General features: G+C 63.6%; 15 protein-coding genes. 4 read left to right on the top strand and 11 right to left on the bottom strand.

Going from position 1 to position 15,936, the window contains the following annotated elements; translation table 11 throughout:
• Positions 1–50 precede the first annotated feature (50 nt).
• A complete protein-coding gene (gene accD, locus ETW24_RS18280; RefSeq protein ID WP_129372364.1) occupies positions 51–1,001 on the top strand; it encodes an acetyl-CoA carboxylase, carboxyltransferase subunit beta in 951 nt (316 codons plus the stop codon).
• A gap of 110 nt (positions 1,002–1,111) precedes the next feature.
• Positions 1,112–2,383, top strand: coding sequence for a bifunctional folylpolyglutamate synthase/dihydrofolate synthase (locus tag ETW24_RS18275; RefSeq protein ID WP_129372363.1), 1,272 nt, complete (start codon positions 1,112–1,114; stop codon positions 2,381–2,383).
• Positions 2,384–2,534: 151 nt separating this feature from the next.
• Here the strand turns inward: ETW24_RS18275 and ETW24_RS18270 are convergent, their stop codons facing one another.
• Both ETW24_RS18270 and zapE read right to left on the bottom strand, forming a co-directional pair.
• Positions 2,535–3,440 (bottom strand): bestrophin family protein, encoded by a 906-nt coding sequence (locus tag ETW24_RS18270; RefSeq protein WP_129372362.1) that lies wholly within the window; start codon positions 3,438–3,440, stop codon positions 2,535–2,537.
• Positions 3,437–4,513: a cell division protein ZapE gene (gene zapE, locus ETW24_RS18265; RefSeq protein WP_129372361.1), complete on the bottom strand. Its 1,077-nt coding sequence runs from the start codon at positions 4,511–4,513 to the stop codon at positions 3,437–3,439. Before zapE ends, ETW24_RS18270 begins: the two co-directional genes overlap by 4 nt.
• An 806-nt stretch (positions 4,514–5,319) precedes the next feature.
• Here zapE and ETW24_RS18255 point away from each other — a divergent pair.
• On the top strand, positions 5,320–6,564 hold the full coding sequence (locus tag ETW24_RS18255; RefSeq protein WP_129372359.1) for an MFS transporter: 1,245 nt from the start codon (positions 5,320–5,322) through the stop codon (positions 6,562–6,564).
• Positions 6,565–6,664: 100 nt separating this feature from the next.
• On the opposite strand, the gene ETW24_RS18250 is transcribed toward ETW24_RS18255, so the two are convergent.
• The 7 genes from ETW24_RS18250 to fghA all read right to left on the bottom strand — a co-directional run bounded on the left by ETW24_RS18250 (position 6,665) and on the right by fghA (position 13,046).
• Positions 6,665–7,594: an alpha/beta fold hydrolase gene (locus ETW24_RS18250; RefSeq protein WP_129372358.1), complete on the bottom strand. Its 930-nt coding sequence runs from the start codon at positions 7,592–7,594 to the stop codon at positions 6,665–6,667.
• Positions 7,591–8,508: an ornithine cyclodeaminase family protein gene (locus tag ETW24_RS18245; protein ID WP_129372357.1), complete on the bottom strand. Its 918-nt coding sequence runs from the start codon at positions 8,506–8,508 to the stop codon at positions 7,591–7,593. The genes ETW24_RS18250 and ETW24_RS18245 overlap by 4 nt, the downstream gene beginning before the upstream one ends.
• A gap of 29 nt (positions 8,509–8,537) precedes the next feature.
• A complete protein-coding gene (locus ETW24_RS18240; RefSeq protein WP_129372356.1) occupies positions 8,538–9,158 on the bottom strand; it encodes an HAD-IA family hydrolase in 621 nt (206 codons plus the stop codon).
• A 5-nt stretch (positions 9,159–9,163) separates the two neighbouring features.
• Positions 9,164–10,126, bottom strand: a complete 963-nt coding sequence (locus ETW24_RS18235; protein WP_129372355.1) for a DMT family transporter — start codon at positions 10,124–10,126, stop codon at positions 9,164–9,166.
• Between the two features lie 119 nt (positions 10,127–10,245).
• A complete protein-coding gene (locus ETW24_RS18230; RefSeq protein ID WP_129372354.1) occupies positions 10,246–10,701 on the bottom strand; it encodes a YaiI/YqxD family protein in 456 nt (151 codons plus the stop codon).
• Entirely contained in the window at positions 10,698–12,194 is a 1,497-nt protein-coding gene (sthA, locus tag ETW24_RS18225; RefSeq protein ID WP_129372353.1) for a Si-specific NAD(P)(+) transhydrogenase, read from the bottom strand. The genes ETW24_RS18230 and sthA overlap by 4 nt, the downstream gene beginning before the upstream one ends.
• A gap of 18 nt (positions 12,195–12,212) precedes the next feature.
• Positions 12,213–13,046 (bottom strand): S-formylglutathione hydrolase, encoded by an 834-nt coding sequence (fghA, locus tag ETW24_RS18220; protein WP_129372352.1) that lies wholly within the window; start codon positions 13,044–13,046, stop codon positions 12,213–12,215.
• Between the two features lie 227 nt (positions 13,047–13,273).
• Here fghA and ETW24_RS18215 point away from each other — a divergent pair, with 227 nt between their 5' ends.
• Positions 13,274–13,615: a cupin domain-containing protein gene (locus tag ETW24_RS18215; RefSeq protein ID WP_129372351.1), complete on the top strand. Its 342-nt coding sequence runs from the start codon at positions 13,274–13,276 to the stop codon at positions 13,613–13,615.
• A gap of 7 nt (positions 13,616–13,622) precedes the next feature.
• Here ETW24_RS18215 and ETW24_RS18210 read toward each other — a convergent pair whose 3' ends face one another.
• Entirely contained in the window at positions 13,623–14,546 is a 924-nt protein-coding gene (locus ETW24_RS18210; protein WP_129372976.1) for an AEC family transporter, read from the bottom strand.
• Between the two features lie 375 nt (positions 14,547–14,921).
• Complete coding sequence (mbfA, locus tag ETW24_RS18205) at positions 14,922–15,896, bottom strand: iron exporter MbfA (RefSeq protein ID WP_129372350.1); 975 nt, start codon at positions 15,894–15,896, stop codon at positions 14,922–14,924.
• Positions 15,897–15,936 lie beyond the last annotated feature (40 nt).

The raw sequence follows: 15,936 nt of genomic DNA, 5'->3' as shown, positions 1-15,936 counted from the left end.
CAAGGCGCCTTATCTGGGGGGCAAACCGCGCCCCCGGAGAGGCAAGCAATATGAACTGGATCACCAACTACGTCCGGCCCAAGATCAACTCGATCTTTTCGCGCCGTGAAGTGCCCGAGAACCTTTGGCAGAAATGCGATGAATGCGGCACCATGCTGTTTCACCGCGAGCTGAGCGACAATCAGAACGTCTGCACCAGCTGCGGCCATCACATGCATATCACGCCGCGCGACCGGTTCACCGCGCTGTTTGACGGCGGTGTGTTCACCGAGGTTGCGGTGCCGGAACCGCTGGCCGATCCGTTGAAGTTCAAGGATCAGAAGAAATACCCCGACCGGATCAAGGCGGCGCAGAAAAAGACCGGCGAGAAAGACGCCATGCTGGTGGCCGCCGGTGAAATCGGCCGCACCCCCATTATCGCTGCGGCGCAGGATTTTTCCTACATGGGCGGCTCGATGGGCATGTATGTGGGCAACGCCATCATCGCCGCGGCTGAAGAAGCGGTGAAGCTGGGCCGCCCGCTGGTGCTGTTTTCCGCCGCTGGCGGTGCGCGGATGCAGGAAGGCATCCTGTCGCTGATGCAGATGCCGCGCACCACCGTGGCGGTGCAGATGCTGAAAGAGGCGGGCCTGCCCTATATCGTGGTGCTGACCCATCCGACCACCGGCGGGGTGACAGCGTCTTATGCGATGCTGGGCGATGTGCATATTTCTGAACCCAATGCGCTCATTTGCTTTGCCGGTCCCCGCGTGATTGAACAGACCATCCGCGAAAAATTGCCCGAAGGGTTCCAGCGCGCCGAATACCTGCTGGATCACGGTATGCTGGACCGCGTGACCTCGCGCACCGAGATGCGCGGTGAGCTGATCACCATCATTCGGATGCTGATGGGCCTGCCGCCGCAGGTGGTGGGCGATCTGCCCTCGCCGGAAGAGGAAGACCCCGCCATGGCCGCAAATGCGCCAACCGAGGCCGCAGTCAGCGAAGAAGCTGCCGAATAAACCGGTCTATATTAACCTGCCCGGCTGTCCGGCCGGACCGCGCCCGTCCTTACCTGGGCGGGCGCTGTTATTTGCTGCATTTGACTTTCCGATCTGACAGGACCAGGCCGATGACCCAGACCTCCGACGCGATCCTCGCCCGCATGATGGCGCTGCACCCCAAGATCATCGACCTGACGCTGGACCGGGTCTGGCGGCTGCTGTCCGCGTTGGACAACCCGCAGGACAAGTTGCCGCCGGTGATCCATCTGGCCGGCACCAATGGCAAGGGGTCGACCCAGGCGATGATCCGCGCCGGGCTTGAGGGGATGGGCAAGAGCGTTCACGCCTACACCTCACCGCATCTGGCGCGCTTTCATGAGCGGATCCGGCTGGCGGGCGAGCTGATCTCCGAGCCGCATCTGAGTGAGGTGCTGGACGAGTGCTATGCCAAGAACGGCGGCGAGAATATCACCTATTTCGAGATCACCACGGTGGCCGGCCTCTTGGCGTTTTCCCGCACGCCTGCGGATTACACGCTGCTGGAGGTCGGTTTGGGCGGACGCCTGGACGCCACAAACGTGATTGATAAACCCGCAATTAGCGTGATCACCCCGATCTCGATCGACCATGAGCAGTTCCTGGGCGACACGCTGACCAAAATCGCCACCGAGAAGGCCGGTATCATCAAACGCGGCGTGCCGGTTGTGGTTGGTCCGCAGCCGGAGGAGGCGATGGAGGTGATCGAGGCCACCGCCGCCCGCCTTGGCGCGCCGCTGATCGCCTATGGCCAGCACTGGCATGTCTACGAGGAACGCGGCCGGCTGGTGTTCCAGGATGAGTTCGGCCTATTGGACCTGCCGCTGCCGGCCCTCTTGGGCGCGCATCAGATCCAGAACGCCGGTGCTGCGCTGGCAGCGCTGCGCCACCTGGGCGCTGATGAGGCGGCCTGCGAGGCCGCGATGGCGAACGCCGAATGGCCCGCGCGGATGCAGAAGCTGAAGACCGGCCCGCTGACCGAGGCGGCACCTGAGGCAGAGTTGTGGCTGGACGGCGGCCACAACGCTGCGGCCGGCGTGGCGCTGGCGGATGTGCTGGCAAAACTTCCGGCGCGCCCGACGCATCTGATCTGCGGCATGCTGAACACCAAGGACGTGAGCGGTTATATGCGCCCGCTGGCGCCGCAGGTGACGAGCCTGACGGCCATCTCGATCCCCGATGAGATCAACACGCTGAGCGCGGAAGACACCGAGGCTGCGGCCAGGTCCGTGGGCATCGAGGCCGGCACGGCGGACAGCACAATGGCGGCATTGAAGGCGATTACTGCCAAGGACCCGCAGGCGCGGGTGCTGATCTGCGGCTCGCTCTATCTGGCGGGCCATATCCTGCGCGAAAACGGCTGAGATTTGCGCCTGTGGCGGAGCAGGCTCTCCCGCCCGGCTTCGATCTGGCGATCTCATCCTGTTGGGCCGGGCGCCGCTGACGCGGCGCGGCCATTCTTCATCTTTCCAGAAGTACACCGAGGGGGCGGCGGCCCCGTCTTCCCTCCGCCCCCTAGTCCAGTACGTAGTCCACCGGCTCCAGCTTGGGCAGCACCTCGCGGCCCAAGGCATTACAGACTGAGATTTCCATCACCCGGCACATGGCGCTGAGCGGCACCGAATTGGCTTGCTTGCGAAACGGGTGCTCCAGCTCATGCGTGACCTCAGCCAGACCGAAGAACACATAAGCCACCACCGCCGCCACCAGCGGTTCGAACCAGTCCGCACTGTCCAAGAGGGCAAAGGGCAAGAGCAGGCAGTAGAGATACGTGGTGCGCCAGACCAGCAGTGAATAGACAAAAGGCAGCGGCGTGGTCAGCAGCCGCTCGTTCCCGGCCTGGGCGGCGGGGAAGGCGGCGAGACGTTCGGCCAGGGCGCGCTGGCCGAAGCCGTCGATGCGGCCGTCCTCTGCCATTTCACGCAGGCGGGTGGCGATATCGCGCAGGGCGGCGTTGGGGCTGTTTTCCGTCTGCATCAGCTGCTCTGCCGCCTCGGGCCCGACCCAGTGGCGGACCGTCTCCGCGACCTCATCGCCGCGCAGCTGGGCGCGGTGAAGGTGGTGGAAGGCCAGGATGCGGGTCAGGATGTACTCCTCGTCCGGGCCCTTGCCCGCAAAGATCCGCAGTTCCTGCGCCAGGCTGCGCACGTCGGAGACCATGCGGCCCCAGATCCGCCGCGCCTCCCACCAGCGGTCATAGGCGGCGTTGTTGCGGAAGCTGAGGAACAGCGACAGCGACAGGCCGAAGACCCCCATTGCGGCGATGGAAATCTGCGGCATTGCAACGATATATCGGTCCAGAACCAGCACCAGGAGCGCCCAGAGCGCAGCGCCGATGATGTTGGGCAGGATGCGCGGCACCACCGATCCGCTCAGGATCAGGAAGATATCCCGCCGCCGGGGCGTATCGCGGACGATCATGGGGCCGCGGTGCCCCAGTCCTTGGCCTGCATCTCGCGCAGGCGGGAGGCGGTGCGCTCGAACTCAAACGTTCCTTCGCCCTCGACATAGAGCATCTCGGGCTGGGCTGCCGCAGAACAGATCAGCCGCACCTTGGCCTCATACAAAGCGTCGATCAGGGTCACAAACCGCCTGGCCTCGTTGAAGTTGTTGCGCGATAGGCGCGGGATGTCTTCCAGCACCAGGACCTTTACCTCTTCGGCGATGGCGAGGTAGTCGCCCGGTCCCAGCATCTTGCCGCACAAGTCATAGAAAGTGGCGCGTGCCACCCCGTTGCGGAAGGCGGGCAGAGTAACTTCGCGGCCCTTCACCTCCAGCGTCAGCGGCTGGGCGTTGCCGCCGCCCGAGAGATCCTGCCAGATCGCCCGGATCTGCGCGCGGGCCTCGGCATCGATGGGGGCGAAATAGACCTGTGCGCCGGTCAGCCGGTCCTGCCGGTAATCGGTGGCGCTGACCATCTCATGCAACGCCATATGATCCTTGATCAGATCAATGAAGGGCAGGAACAGCTGGCGGTTCAGCCCGTTCTTGTACAGATCGTCCGGCACCCGGTTGGAGGTGGTGATCACGGTGACGCCGGCGGCAAACAGCGCCTCGAACAAGCGTCCGACGATCATCGCGTCGGTGATATCGGTGATCTGCATCTCGTCAAAGGCCAAGAGCCGCACCGACTCCGCCACCTCTGCCGCCACTGGCGCCAGCGCGTCCTCGACGCCGCTTTGGCGGGCCTGGTGCATCTTGGCGTGGATTTCCTGCATGAAGGCGTGGAAATGCACCCGCCGCGAGGGGATATCGCCGAGGCTGTCGACAAACAGATCCATCAGCATCGACTTGCCGCGCCCGACCCCGCCCCAGAGGTAGAGCCCCTGGACCGGTTCATATTCCGCCTTGCGGAAGAAGCCGCGTTTCACCGGCGGCGCCATCAGCCCTTCCGCGATGCGGTCGAAATGGGGAAGCACGGCCTCCTGGGCCGGGTCGGGCTGCAATTCGCCCGCGTCGGTCTTCTGCCGGTACAGCGTGGTCAGATGGGTCATAGGACAGGGATAGCGCGGGGCGCTGGGGATGGGAAGCGGGGAGCAATTGCTTTCACATTGATTGTGGCAGCGATTAGTTCGAATGGTTACTCTAAGTCATGCTGCCAAGACGGCTCCAGAACCCGCAGTACTGACTTTGCGCGGCTGGGCCGCCGGAACAAAATATTTGGGAGAAAAGCATTTTGCCGCGATTGTCACCTGCGAAAGCATATCGTTCGATATTCGTTTTTACCGTGTTTACTCTGGCTGCATTCTTGCTGTTAAATCCCGTCAATGGCCATGCAGCATCAGTTTTTGAAAGTGTGACAGACACCATAGATGACACTTATCTATTTGAGGGCCACTGGCCGCAGAAAGCGGGAGACGAAACGCTTTTTCCAATTGTAACAATACATAAAGTGATAAGCCGAGAGGGCCGTACCTACGTTTGTGCAGCATATATCTCTGCACACAGTAAGGCGCATTTATTCTTCAAACGATCTAAAGTCTATGTGGGGAAAAGAAACTTGAAAGCGGCCCTGTGGCGATTGAAGACGCCTGACATAGGCCGGTCATATACTGCTACTACGGAAATGCGAGCAATAACCAAGTGGTTTTCTGGAAGGACTGTCACCTGCGTCCGGGCGCGTGCCCGGTGGCGCCCGGAGTTTGCCGCAACACTCTCGAGGTTTTCAGTTCCGGAAACGGTCTGGATTAAGGGACAAAAGCGCTGGTGATCAAAACTTCTTAACCGGAGCCGCAAAAATCCTGATTTGACGCCTGCGGTGAAATCCCAGAGGGTTGCGCGGCCTGTCAGGAGAGACCGCATGGACCGTCCCGCGCCGCTGTTTACCCCCGTTCTGATCGTCGGCTGCATCATCATCATGGTGAGCTTTGCGGTGCGGGCTTCGTTCGGGGTGTTCCAGATCCCGATTGCCGAGGAGTTCGGCTGGCTGCGCTCGGAGTTCTCATTGGCGATTGCCGTTCAGAACCTGGCCTGGGGCATCGGGCAGCCGGTATTCGGTGCCATTGCCGAGAAGATAGGCGACCGCAAGGCGATCGTCATGGGGGCCATTGTCTATGCCGCCGGGCTGGTGCTGAGCTCCTGGGCGACGACGCCGTTTGAAATGCAAAGCTATGAATGGCTGGTGGGTTTTGGCATTGCCGGCACTGGTTTTGGCGTGGTGCTGGCGGTTGTCGGGCGGGCGAGTTCCGATGAAAACCGTTCGATGTCGCTGGCGATTGTCACCGCGGCAGGGTCCGCGGGGCAGATTTTCGGTGCGCCCACGGCGGAGTGGATGCTGGGCTTTCTGCCCTGGCAGACGATTTTTCTGGTGTTTGCGGGCGTGGTGCTGGCGCTGATTGCCTTGCTGCCGCTGATGCGGGCACCGGAGACAGCCGGCAAGGCAGAGCTGGAAGAGAGCATGGGTGCGATCCTGATGAAGGCTTTCAGGGATCCGTCTTACACGCTGATTTTCCTCGGCTTTTTCAGCTGTGGCTATCAGCTGGCTTTTGTTACCGCGCATTTTCCGGCGTTCGTGACCGAGATGTGCGGGCCGATCCTGCCGGGCGGGGCGCTGCACTCATTGGGCATTACCACCACCTCGGCGCTGGGGGCGGCGGCAATCTCATTGATCGGGGCGGCCAATGTGGGCGGCACGCTGCTGGCGGGCTATCTGGGCAAGCGGTATTCCAAGAAATACCTGCTGGCGGCGATTTACACCGGGCGGACGATCGCGGCGGCGGCGTTCATCATGTTCCCGATCACACCCATGAGCGTGATCATCTTCTCGGTTGCGATGGGGTCCATGTGGCTGGCGACGGTGCCGCTGACCTCAGGTCTGGTCGCGCATATCTATGGGCTGCGTTACATGGGCACGCTTTACGGCATCGTGTTCTTCAGCCACCAGCTGGGCAGTTTTCTGGGCGTCTGGCTGGGCGGGCGGATGTATGACGCTTATGGCGATTACACCTTTGTCTGGTGGATCGGTGTCGGCGTCGGGGCGTTCAGCGCGATTGTGCATCTGCCGGTGAAGGAACGTCCGCTGCGGGCTGCGGTGGCGGCGGGGTAACGCCGGCGGTTTGCTGTGATGCCGGCTGCCGGACCGGGGCCAGCCCCGGACCCCGGAGTATTTCTGCAAAGATGAAGCAACAGGGGCCTATCCGCGGATGTCACATCAGGCCGCGGCGGTGGTTTTCGGCGATGATCTGCAGCACCTCGTCCGTGTGGGTGTAAGGCAGGCCGTGGCCCGCGCCCGGGATTTCCTCCTGGCGGACCGAGCGGGCGCGTTCGGCCAGGCGGCCGGCGGAGTTTGGCGGGATCACTGCGTCATCCTGGCCCCAGATCACCAGCGCCGGCACGCCGGCCTTGTGCAGGCCGCGCAGCTCATCGGTGAAATCTTCGTTCAGGATGCCGCGCAGGGATGCAAGCACCGCGGGGATGAAACCCTGAAAGCCCAGCTCGCGCTGCTGCAGGTCGGCAATGCCGGGCACCGAGGACGGCAGGTTGCGCTCGGCCTCGGTGCTGCGGATGTGCAGCGCCGGGTAGAGCGCGTGCATCAGCCAATCGCCAAGCACCGGGATCTGGCGGATCATCCGGGTGAGGCGGCCAGGGCTGCTGCCGAAGCCGGCCGGCGCCAGCAGGATCAGCTCGCGCAGGCGGGTGGGGTGAGCGGCGGCAAAGGCGGTGGCAATGGCGCCGCCCATGGAATAGCCGATCAGGGTGAAATCATCGCCGACCTCCTGATCCTGCAGCAGCTGTTCCAGCTGGGTGGTAAAGAAACTGCTGTCCTGCAGCCCTTCCGGGCGGTCCGAGTAGCCGCGCCCGTAGAGGTCATAGCTCAGCACCCGATAGCCCAGGGCGGCGAGTCCCCGGGCGACGCCGTCCCAGACAAACGACGGTGTGGTGAGGCCGTGCACGCAGACCGCAACCGGGCCGCGCAAGGGGCCGGACCAGCGGTAGTGGGTCAGCCCGCCGGAGAGCTGCGCGAAGGCGCCGGGGGCGGATTGCCGGACCTTTGTGTTCATCGGTTTGCGCAGGCGTTCGCGCAGGAAAGGCGCGGCGGCGATCAGCAGAACAACAAGGACCAGCAGCCAGATCATGCCTTGGCCTTCCATTTTTGCAGGATGTGGTGGCTGGTCATCAGGTCGAGATGGGCGCCGCCGCCGTTCTTGAACAGCGTGATCCGGGCCGGGTCATAGGCTGGGAACCGGCTGAGGGTATAGTAGTCCGCCAGCACGTCGCTGCGCTGGATGGTGCCGGCAGCCAGCGGGATCTTGAATTCGCCGATGTGGTCCAGGGTGGTATCGAAACTGTCGCAAAAGATCTGCGTGCGCCGCAGCGCCTCGTCATCGGCCTCGCGCATGTCGGGGCGGTAAGCGCCGATCATGTTGAGGTGCTGGCCGGGGCTGAGCCATTCGCCCTTGATCACCGGCTCGGAGGACATGGTGCAAGTAACGATGATATCCGCCGCCCTCACGGCGGTTTCCAGATCCGGTGTGTGGAGGGTGTCGGGGTATTTGGCACAGAGGTCCTCGGCTTTGGAACCGGTGCGGTTCCAGACCCGGATCTGCGCCTGCGGGAAGCCGGCGCCGAAGGCTTCGATCAGGGAGCCGCCGACGGTGCCAGCGCCGACGATCAGCACTTCGCGGGCGGCGGGGTTGGCCAGCCGCAGGGCGCCGAGCAGACTGTCGCCCGCAGTCTTCCATTTGGTGACCAGGTGGAAGTCGACCAGCGCCTCAAGCGTGCCGTCCGCGTCCGAGTAAAGGCAGACGGAGCCGTTGATCATCGGCTTGCCTGCGCCGGGGTTGCGCGGGAAGACGTTGGCTGTCTTCACTGCCAGGCCCATGCCGTCGATCCAGGCGGAGCGGCTGAGCAGCGTGTCAGGATCGCGGTAGAGGAATGTATCGCCGATCCCGGCCTTGGGCAAATCGTGGCTGGCAGCCAGGGCGCCCGTGAAACTGATCCAATCGAGCAGCGCTTCGCCCTCGTCAAACCCGATGAATGGGATGCTCATGTGCCTGTCTTCCTTTTGCGTGTGCCGTCTCAGGCGGCCTCATGTTCTGTTAGCAGCTCTGCCTGCACCAACCGCGCCGCCAGGAGGGCGGGGGTTGTGAACAGATGGGTCTGCCAGCCGCGTATCGTGGCGGCCTCGATGTTCTCTAGGCGGTCGTCGGTGAACAGCAGCCGGTCCGGCGCTACCCCTGTTTCGCGTTCGAGAATGGCATAGATTTCCGGCTCTGGCTTGATGCATTTCAAATGGGCAGAGACAAATGTGCGGTCAAAGCCACGCAAGAACGGATAGGAACCGCAGGCCAGTTCAAAGGTCTCGGCGCCGAAGTTGCTGAGCGCAAAGACCGGGATGCCTTTGGCCTGCAAGGCCTGCATCAGCCGGACGCTGCGGGAGATTTTGCGCGGGACCATCTGCAGCCAGCATCCGTGCCACCAGCGGATTTCCTCGCGCCACTCCGGGTGCTGTTCTGCCAGGGCATAGACGCTGCCGCGGAAAGGGTGGCCGCGGTCGACGTTCAGGTTCATTTCGTGCAGCGGCACCTGGGCAAACAGCTGGCGGCGGCGGGAGGCGCCGATGCGGCTGTCGTAGAAACGTTCCGGCTCCCACTCGATCAGCACGCGGCCAATGTCAAAGACGACGGCATCAATGGGCATGTGGCTTATCCTTCTGCGCGCGGGCGGGGACGCGGGGCGGGGCGGTTGCGGCGGGTTTCGCGCCAGACGGAGACCAGGCCGGAGGCGATGATCAGAGCGCTGCCGAGCCAGACCGGCAGGTCGGGCCATTCGTTGAAGATCAGCACGCCCCACAGGACCGACATCGGCATCGCGATGTATTCAAACGGGGCGGCCAGCGCGGCCTCGTTCATGCGGTAGGCCTGGCTGACCAGATAGCCGCCCGCCGAACCCGCGATACCGACGCCGATCAGATAGGGCCAGTCCTGCGGCGCGGGCCAGATCCAGGCGCGCAGAATGAAGTCGAAGGCCGGGCTGTCGCCAGTGGCAAAGCGGCCGTCGCCGAAGGCAAGACCAGCCAGGGCGCTGAGAATCAGAAAGCCCATCATCGGATAAAAGGCGAGCGTCGCACCGGCCTCGCTGCTGCCGGCGCGGCGGGTCAGCACGTGCAGGGTTGCATAGCCGCAGGCGCCGAGGAAAGGCAGCAGCGCCGCGGCCTGGAAGGTGCCGGGGCCGGGGCGCATGATGATCAGCACGCCCAGGAAGCCGGCAAACACTGCGCCCCAGCGCCAGGGGCCGGGACGTTCGCCCAGAAACAGCGCCGACAGGGCGGTGACAATCAATGGCGTGGCAAAGGCAATCGCTACTGCCTCTGCCAGCGGCAGCAGGGTGAGGCCGGTGAAAAAGCAGATATTGGCAAAGAACACCACCAGACAGCGCGCAAGGTGCAGTTTCGGCTGGTGGGTGCGCAAGAGGTGGTAGCCGCCCTCCAGCGGCATGATAATAGCAAGCATGACGGCTACCGCGATGACGGAGCGGAACAGCACCATTTCGTAAAGCGGGTAATCACCCGACAGGAACTTGAAGATCATGTCGATGACCGAGAAGGAAACGCCGGCACCGGCGGCGGCGAACAGGCCGGGGACGCTGATCTTTATCTCTGCGCTCATGCCGTTGCCCTCCTGTTTCCTGCCCCTGTACGCGCCTGTCCGGGTGTTCGGCGGTCTGCTCCCGCGTTAAGGCCTGGCCGCGTTGCACGCGGTCCACTGGCGCGGAGCCTTGATCCGGGTCAGGTCTGTTTTGCTGCCCTTAGCTCGCGTTCCAGCGCGTCCAGGAACCGCGAGCGGTCGGCCTTGGTAAAGCCCTTGCCGCTGCCGCCTGCGCCCAGCGGATTGGCAGCGCGCAGGTCGGCCATCAGGTCGCGCATCGCCAGTTGCTGGCCGATGTTGGCCTCAGTAAACCGCTCACCGTTGTGGCGCAGCACGCGCGCACCTGCCTCGATGCATTTGGCGGCAAGGGGGATGTCGCCCGTTACCACCACATCGCCAGGGCCGCAGCGGTCTGCGATCCACATGTCGGCGACATCGGCGCCCTCAGACACGATCACGTTTTCCACCAGCGGGTTCTGCGAGGGGCGCAGCCCGCCGTTGGAAACCACGAACATGCGCAAGCCATGGCGGGTGGCGACCCGCTCGGCCTCCTGCTTCACCGGGCAGGCGTCGGCGTCAATGTATAGCGCGGTCACTCGGCGGCCTTTTTGTCTGCCTCGGGCTTGGCTTCTGCCTTAGGTGCTGCTTTGGCTTTGGTCTTGCGGGCGGGTTTGCTGACCTTGAACTCTTCCGGGATCGGCATCCGGTTAAAGGCGTCGAGGCCGGCGATTTTATACGCTTCGGCAAGAGTCGGGTAGTTGAAGGTGTTCTGCACGAAGTAATCCACCGTGCCTTGCAGGTTCATCACCGCCTGGCCGATGTGGATCAATTCGGTTGCGCCTTCGCCGACGATCTGCACGCCCAGCACCCGGCGGGTTTTCAGCGACAGCAGCATTTTCAGCATGCCGTGCTCCAGCCCCATGATGTGCCCGCGCGATGTTTCGCGGAAGCGGGCGACGCCGACCTCGTAAGGGATGCCGCGCTCTTGCAGTTCTTCTTCGGACATGCCGCAGGTGGACATTTCCGGCACCGAATAGATGCCATAGGGATACCAGGGGCTTTCGGGCATGGTGGGCGTGTCGAGCGCATGGCAGGCAGCAACCCGGCCCTGCTGCAGCGACGTAGAGGCGAGCGACGGATGGCCGATCACATCGCCTGCAGCATAAATGTGGGGCACTTCGGTCTGGTAGGTCTTGCGGTCCACGGACAGGCGGCCGCGGTGGTCGGTCTTCAGTCCGGTCGCCTCAAGGTTCAGCGAGGCTGTTGCGCCCAGCCGGCCGGCGGCAAACAGCAGCATTTCAGCCCGCACATGGCGGCCGTTGTCCAGGGTCACTTCGACATGCTCGCCCGCGTCCTCGATGGATTCCACCGCGGAGCCGAGCCGCAGATCAACGCCGTTTTCGCGGATCTGGTGGGTGAACTCCTGAATCAGGGTCTTGTCGATGAAATCAAGGAAGCTCTCGCGCGGCTCAATCAGGGTGACGCGCACATCCAACGCCGAGAACATGGTGGCATATTCCACCCCGATCACGCCGGCACCGATCACCACCAGCGAGCGCGGAATATCGGCCATCTCAAGGAAATCATCTCCATCAACCACGGTGCGGCCGTTGAACGGCACGTAATCCGGGCGGTAGGTGCGGGTGCCGGTGGAGATCAGGAACTTCTCTGCCGTCAGCCGGGTGGTTTCGCCGGCTTCGGTGGCGACCTCAACCTCGTTGGGGCCGATGAATTTGGCCAGACCCATCAGCGTGTCCACATGGTTGCGGTTGAACTGATGCTCCAGCACGTCGACCTCGTGATCGAGGGTCTTGTGCAGGCGCGCCTTCAGATCCTCGGCAAGGATATCATCCTTGACCCGGTAAGAGCGGCCGTAAAAGCTGCGTTCGCGCCAGCCCGAGAGGTTCAGCACGGTTTCGCGCAGGGTTTTCGACGGGATGGTGCCGGTGTGCACCGAAACGCCCCCCAGCCGGTCCTTGCGGTCGATCACCAGCACCCGGCGGTGCAGCTTGCCTGCCTGAATGGCGGCTGAGCGGCCCGAGGGGCCGGAGCCGATGATGATCAAGTCATAATCAAAGTCTTCACTCATGGCCGCGTCCTTCGTTTCTTAGTTCTGGTACAGCGCGTCGGCGTGGAAGGAGACATGCTCCTCCATGAAGGTCGACACGAAGAAATAGCTGTGGTCATAGCCCGGCTGCAGCCGCAGGGTGGCCTGCTGGCGGCGCTCGGCCACCGCGTGGGCCAGCGCCTCGGGCTTCAGGAGGTCGATGAACTGGTCGGTGGTGCCGGTGTCGATCAGCACCGGGCCGTCGAAGCCTTTTTCGCGCATCAGGAGGGTGGCGTCATGCTTGGCCCATGCAGCCTCATCTTCGCCCAGATAGGCGCTCAGCTGCTTGCGGCCCCATTCCGAGGCGGTGGGGTTGCAGATCGGCGCAAAGGCGGAGACCGATTTGTAGCGGCCCGGCAGGTTCATCGCCAGCGTCAGCGCGCCGTGACCGCCCATGGAATGGCCGGTGATCGCCTGGCGGTCCAGGTCGATGGCAAATTTTTCGCCCAGCAGGGCTGGCAGTTCTTCGGCTACGTAGTCCCACATGCGGAAATGCGGCGCCCAAGGGTCTTGCGTGGCGTTCACATAGAACCCCGCGCCCTGGCCCAGGTCATAGGCCTCGTCGTCGGCGACGCCTTCGCCGCGGGGCGAGGTATCGGGGAAGACAATGGCGATGCCCTGCTCGGCGCACCAGGCCTGGGCGCCCGCCTTGGACATCGCGTTCTCGTGGGTGCAAGTGAGACCCGACAGATACCACAGCACTGGCACCGGGCCGTCTTTGGCCTCTTCCGGCAGGAACAGGCCGAATGTCATGTCGCCGCCGGTGGCGCTGCTGGCGTGTTTGTAGACGCCCTGGGTGCCGCCAAAGGCACGATTCTCGGAAACGGTTTCCATCGGTGAGGCTCCTAATAATCTGTTAGCCCTATCGCTATCCGCAGTTGGCCTCAGGGTCCAGCGGGAGGGCGGCAGCAATGCCGGTTTTTGCGGCACAAGGCTTGCGATTTCGCAAACATGCGGGCGCAAGGCCGGTGATTGTTTGGTGAAAGGCGCGAAGGGGTGCTGGACACCGGGCCGGAATGCCGGAACAGTCTGCAGCCGGAAAAACAGGGAGCGACGGAGATATGAGCGATTTCCAAAGACTGACCACCAGCGCCGCGGAACCGGAAACCGAACGCCCGGATCCGGCCAAGGTGGTTGCGGGCGACCCGGTGTTCACCACCTGGAATGCGGAAGAGCAGGACGGGCTTTACTGCGGCATCTGGCAATCGACGCCGGGCAAGTGGCGGATCTCTTATGACGAATGGGAATACTGCCGGATTTTGCACGGGCGGTCGGTGATCACCAGCGATGACGGCGCTGAGTATCCGCTGGCGGCAGGCGACAGTTTTATCCTGCGCCCCGGCTTCAGCGGTACCTGGGAGGTGATCGAGACCACCCGCAAGGATTACGTGATCCGTCTATAGAACTGTGTCAGGACACCCAGGCGATCACCGCAGGCACGGTGATGATCGACAGCACGGTCGAGATCAGGATGGCGGCGGAGGCCCGGTGCGGCGCCACGCCGTAATGCTGCGCCAGCATGTAGACATTGCCCGCGACCGGCAGTGATGCAGCAGCAATGGCGACAGAGGCCGCAAAGGGGGCGGCGGGGATCAGCCACAGCACCGCAAGGGCGACGCAGGCCGGGTGCAGCACCAGCTTGGCAAAGCTGAGCCAGCCCGAGATCTGCACCCGTTCTGCCGATTTCGAGGCGAGCGAGGCGCCGATGGCAAAGAGGGCTCCGGGGGTGGCAGCGCCGCCGAGGATGGTGAGGAAGTCGTTTGCCGGCGCCGGGATCGGCAGCTCGGAGGCCGACCAGGCGAGGCCCGCAACAATGGACAGAATCATCGGGTTCTTCAGCAGCCCCAGCCCGACCAGCTTTAACGTCGCAGTACCAAGCCCCTGTCCGCGGCCTGCGTTGATCAAAATGACGATCAGCGAGGAAAACACCACCAGATCGACGCTCAGCACCACCATCATCGGCGCTATCGAGGCCGGACCGAACAGGATCGCCATCATCGGCAGGCCCAGAAAGCCGACATTGCCGATTGCCGCGCATTGCGCCTCAACCGCTGCAGTGGGCATGTCCAGCCCGCGGAACACGGCCACGGCTGTCACCAGCAGGTAGACCGCCAGAGTGCCGGCCAGATAGCCGAGGATCAGGATAGGATCAAAGACCTCGGCAAACGACAGATTGGCGGCAAAGCCGAAGATCATCGCCGAAAGCGGGAAGTAGAACACAAAGCGGGTGAGGTAGGCGGTGGCGTCCTCAGTAAAGAAGCGGCTGCGCCCGGCCCAGTAGCCGAGGCCGATGATTGCAAAGAAGGGCAGGGTGCGGAAGAAGATCTCGGCCATGGGGATTGGTAACAAGAGCTGACCAATTGGCAAAGGCTGTTTTTGGCAAAAGGGATGTGCTCCCGCCTGCTCATAGGCATCCTTTGGAAGCCTTTCGCAGTTGGGCGTGGCCCCGTGCTGCGCACGGGGCAGCGGGTTCTGATGAGACGCGCTCTAAGGGCAGGAGTGCCCAAAAGAGCACTAAGTCAATTGTGAGACTGGCCATAGCATCCTCAATGGCAGACCGCGCTGGCGGGCGGCGGCTTTGCCACCCTTGACCCTGAGAAGCCCGGTGTAAGCAAAGGCGCACCCGCAGCGCGTCAGCGCTGCCGGGCCCAACCGGGGAGGGCAGCCTGTGGCTGTTCCGAAGCGGGCGGGAGAGCGCCGGGGCCGGTTCTACCCGCTGCCGATCAGTGCACCGGCACCCAGCACCAGGGCGCCGCCCAGCACCACTTGCATGGTGGCGCGCCAGAACGGGGTTTGCATGAAACGGTTCTGGATCCAGGCAATGGCCCACAGTTCCACGAAGACGATCAGCAAGGCGAGCGTGGTGGCGGTCCAGAAGTCCGGGATCAGATAGGGCAGGGCGTGGCCCAGGCCGCCCACGGTGGTCATGATGCCGGAGGCCAGCCCGCGTTTGACGGGGGAGCCGCGGCCTGAAAGTTCGCCATCATCCGAAGCGGCTTCTGTAAAGCCCATCGAGATGCCCGCGCCGACCGAGGCCGCCATGCCGACCAGAAAGGTGGTCCAGGTGTCCTGGGTGGCAAAGGCGGTGGCAAATATCGGCGCCAGGGTGGAGACCGAACCGTCCATCAGCCCGGCCAGCCCCGGCTGCACCCAGGTCAGCACGAACTGGCGGTGGGCGGCTGCATCTTCATCCGTGCGTGTGCCGGGGGCCAGATGTGTCTCTTCCAGTTCGCCCGCGCGGGCCTGGTGGCTTGCTTCTGCCGCGGCCAGATCACCCAGCAGTTTGCGGGTGGCGGCATCCCGGGTGCGGGCGGCGGCGGCGGTGTAGAAGCGTTCGGCGTCGCGCTCCATCGCGCGGGCCTCGCCGCGGATGCGGTCAAGGCTGAGGTTTTCCATCAGCCAGATAGGGCGGCGGGCATAGTAGCCTGCCACATGCTCGCGCCGGATCAGCGGAATTGCCGGCCCGAACCGGGCCTGGTGCAGGGCGATGAGCAGGGCGCGGTGTTCGTCCTCCTCCGCCGCCATGCCGTCAAACATCGCCGCTGATGCGGGAAATTCTGCCCGCAGCCGCTCTGCATAGCCGCGGTAGATGCGTGCATCATCCTCCTCGGAAGAGATCGCAAGGGCGAGAATTTCCTGCCCGGTCAGCTCCGCAAACCGTTTGCGCTGGGTGAAAAAACGCATCTGCCGCCCCTCAACTTAGAATGATTCTAAATCATAACGC

It is taken from the genome of Leisingera sp. NJS204, assembly GCF_004123675.1.
Lineage (GTDB): Bacteria > Pseudomonadota > Alphaproteobacteria > Rhodobacterales > Rhodobacteraceae > Leisingera.
This window is presented reverse-complemented; position numbering and strand designations above follow the sequence as displayed.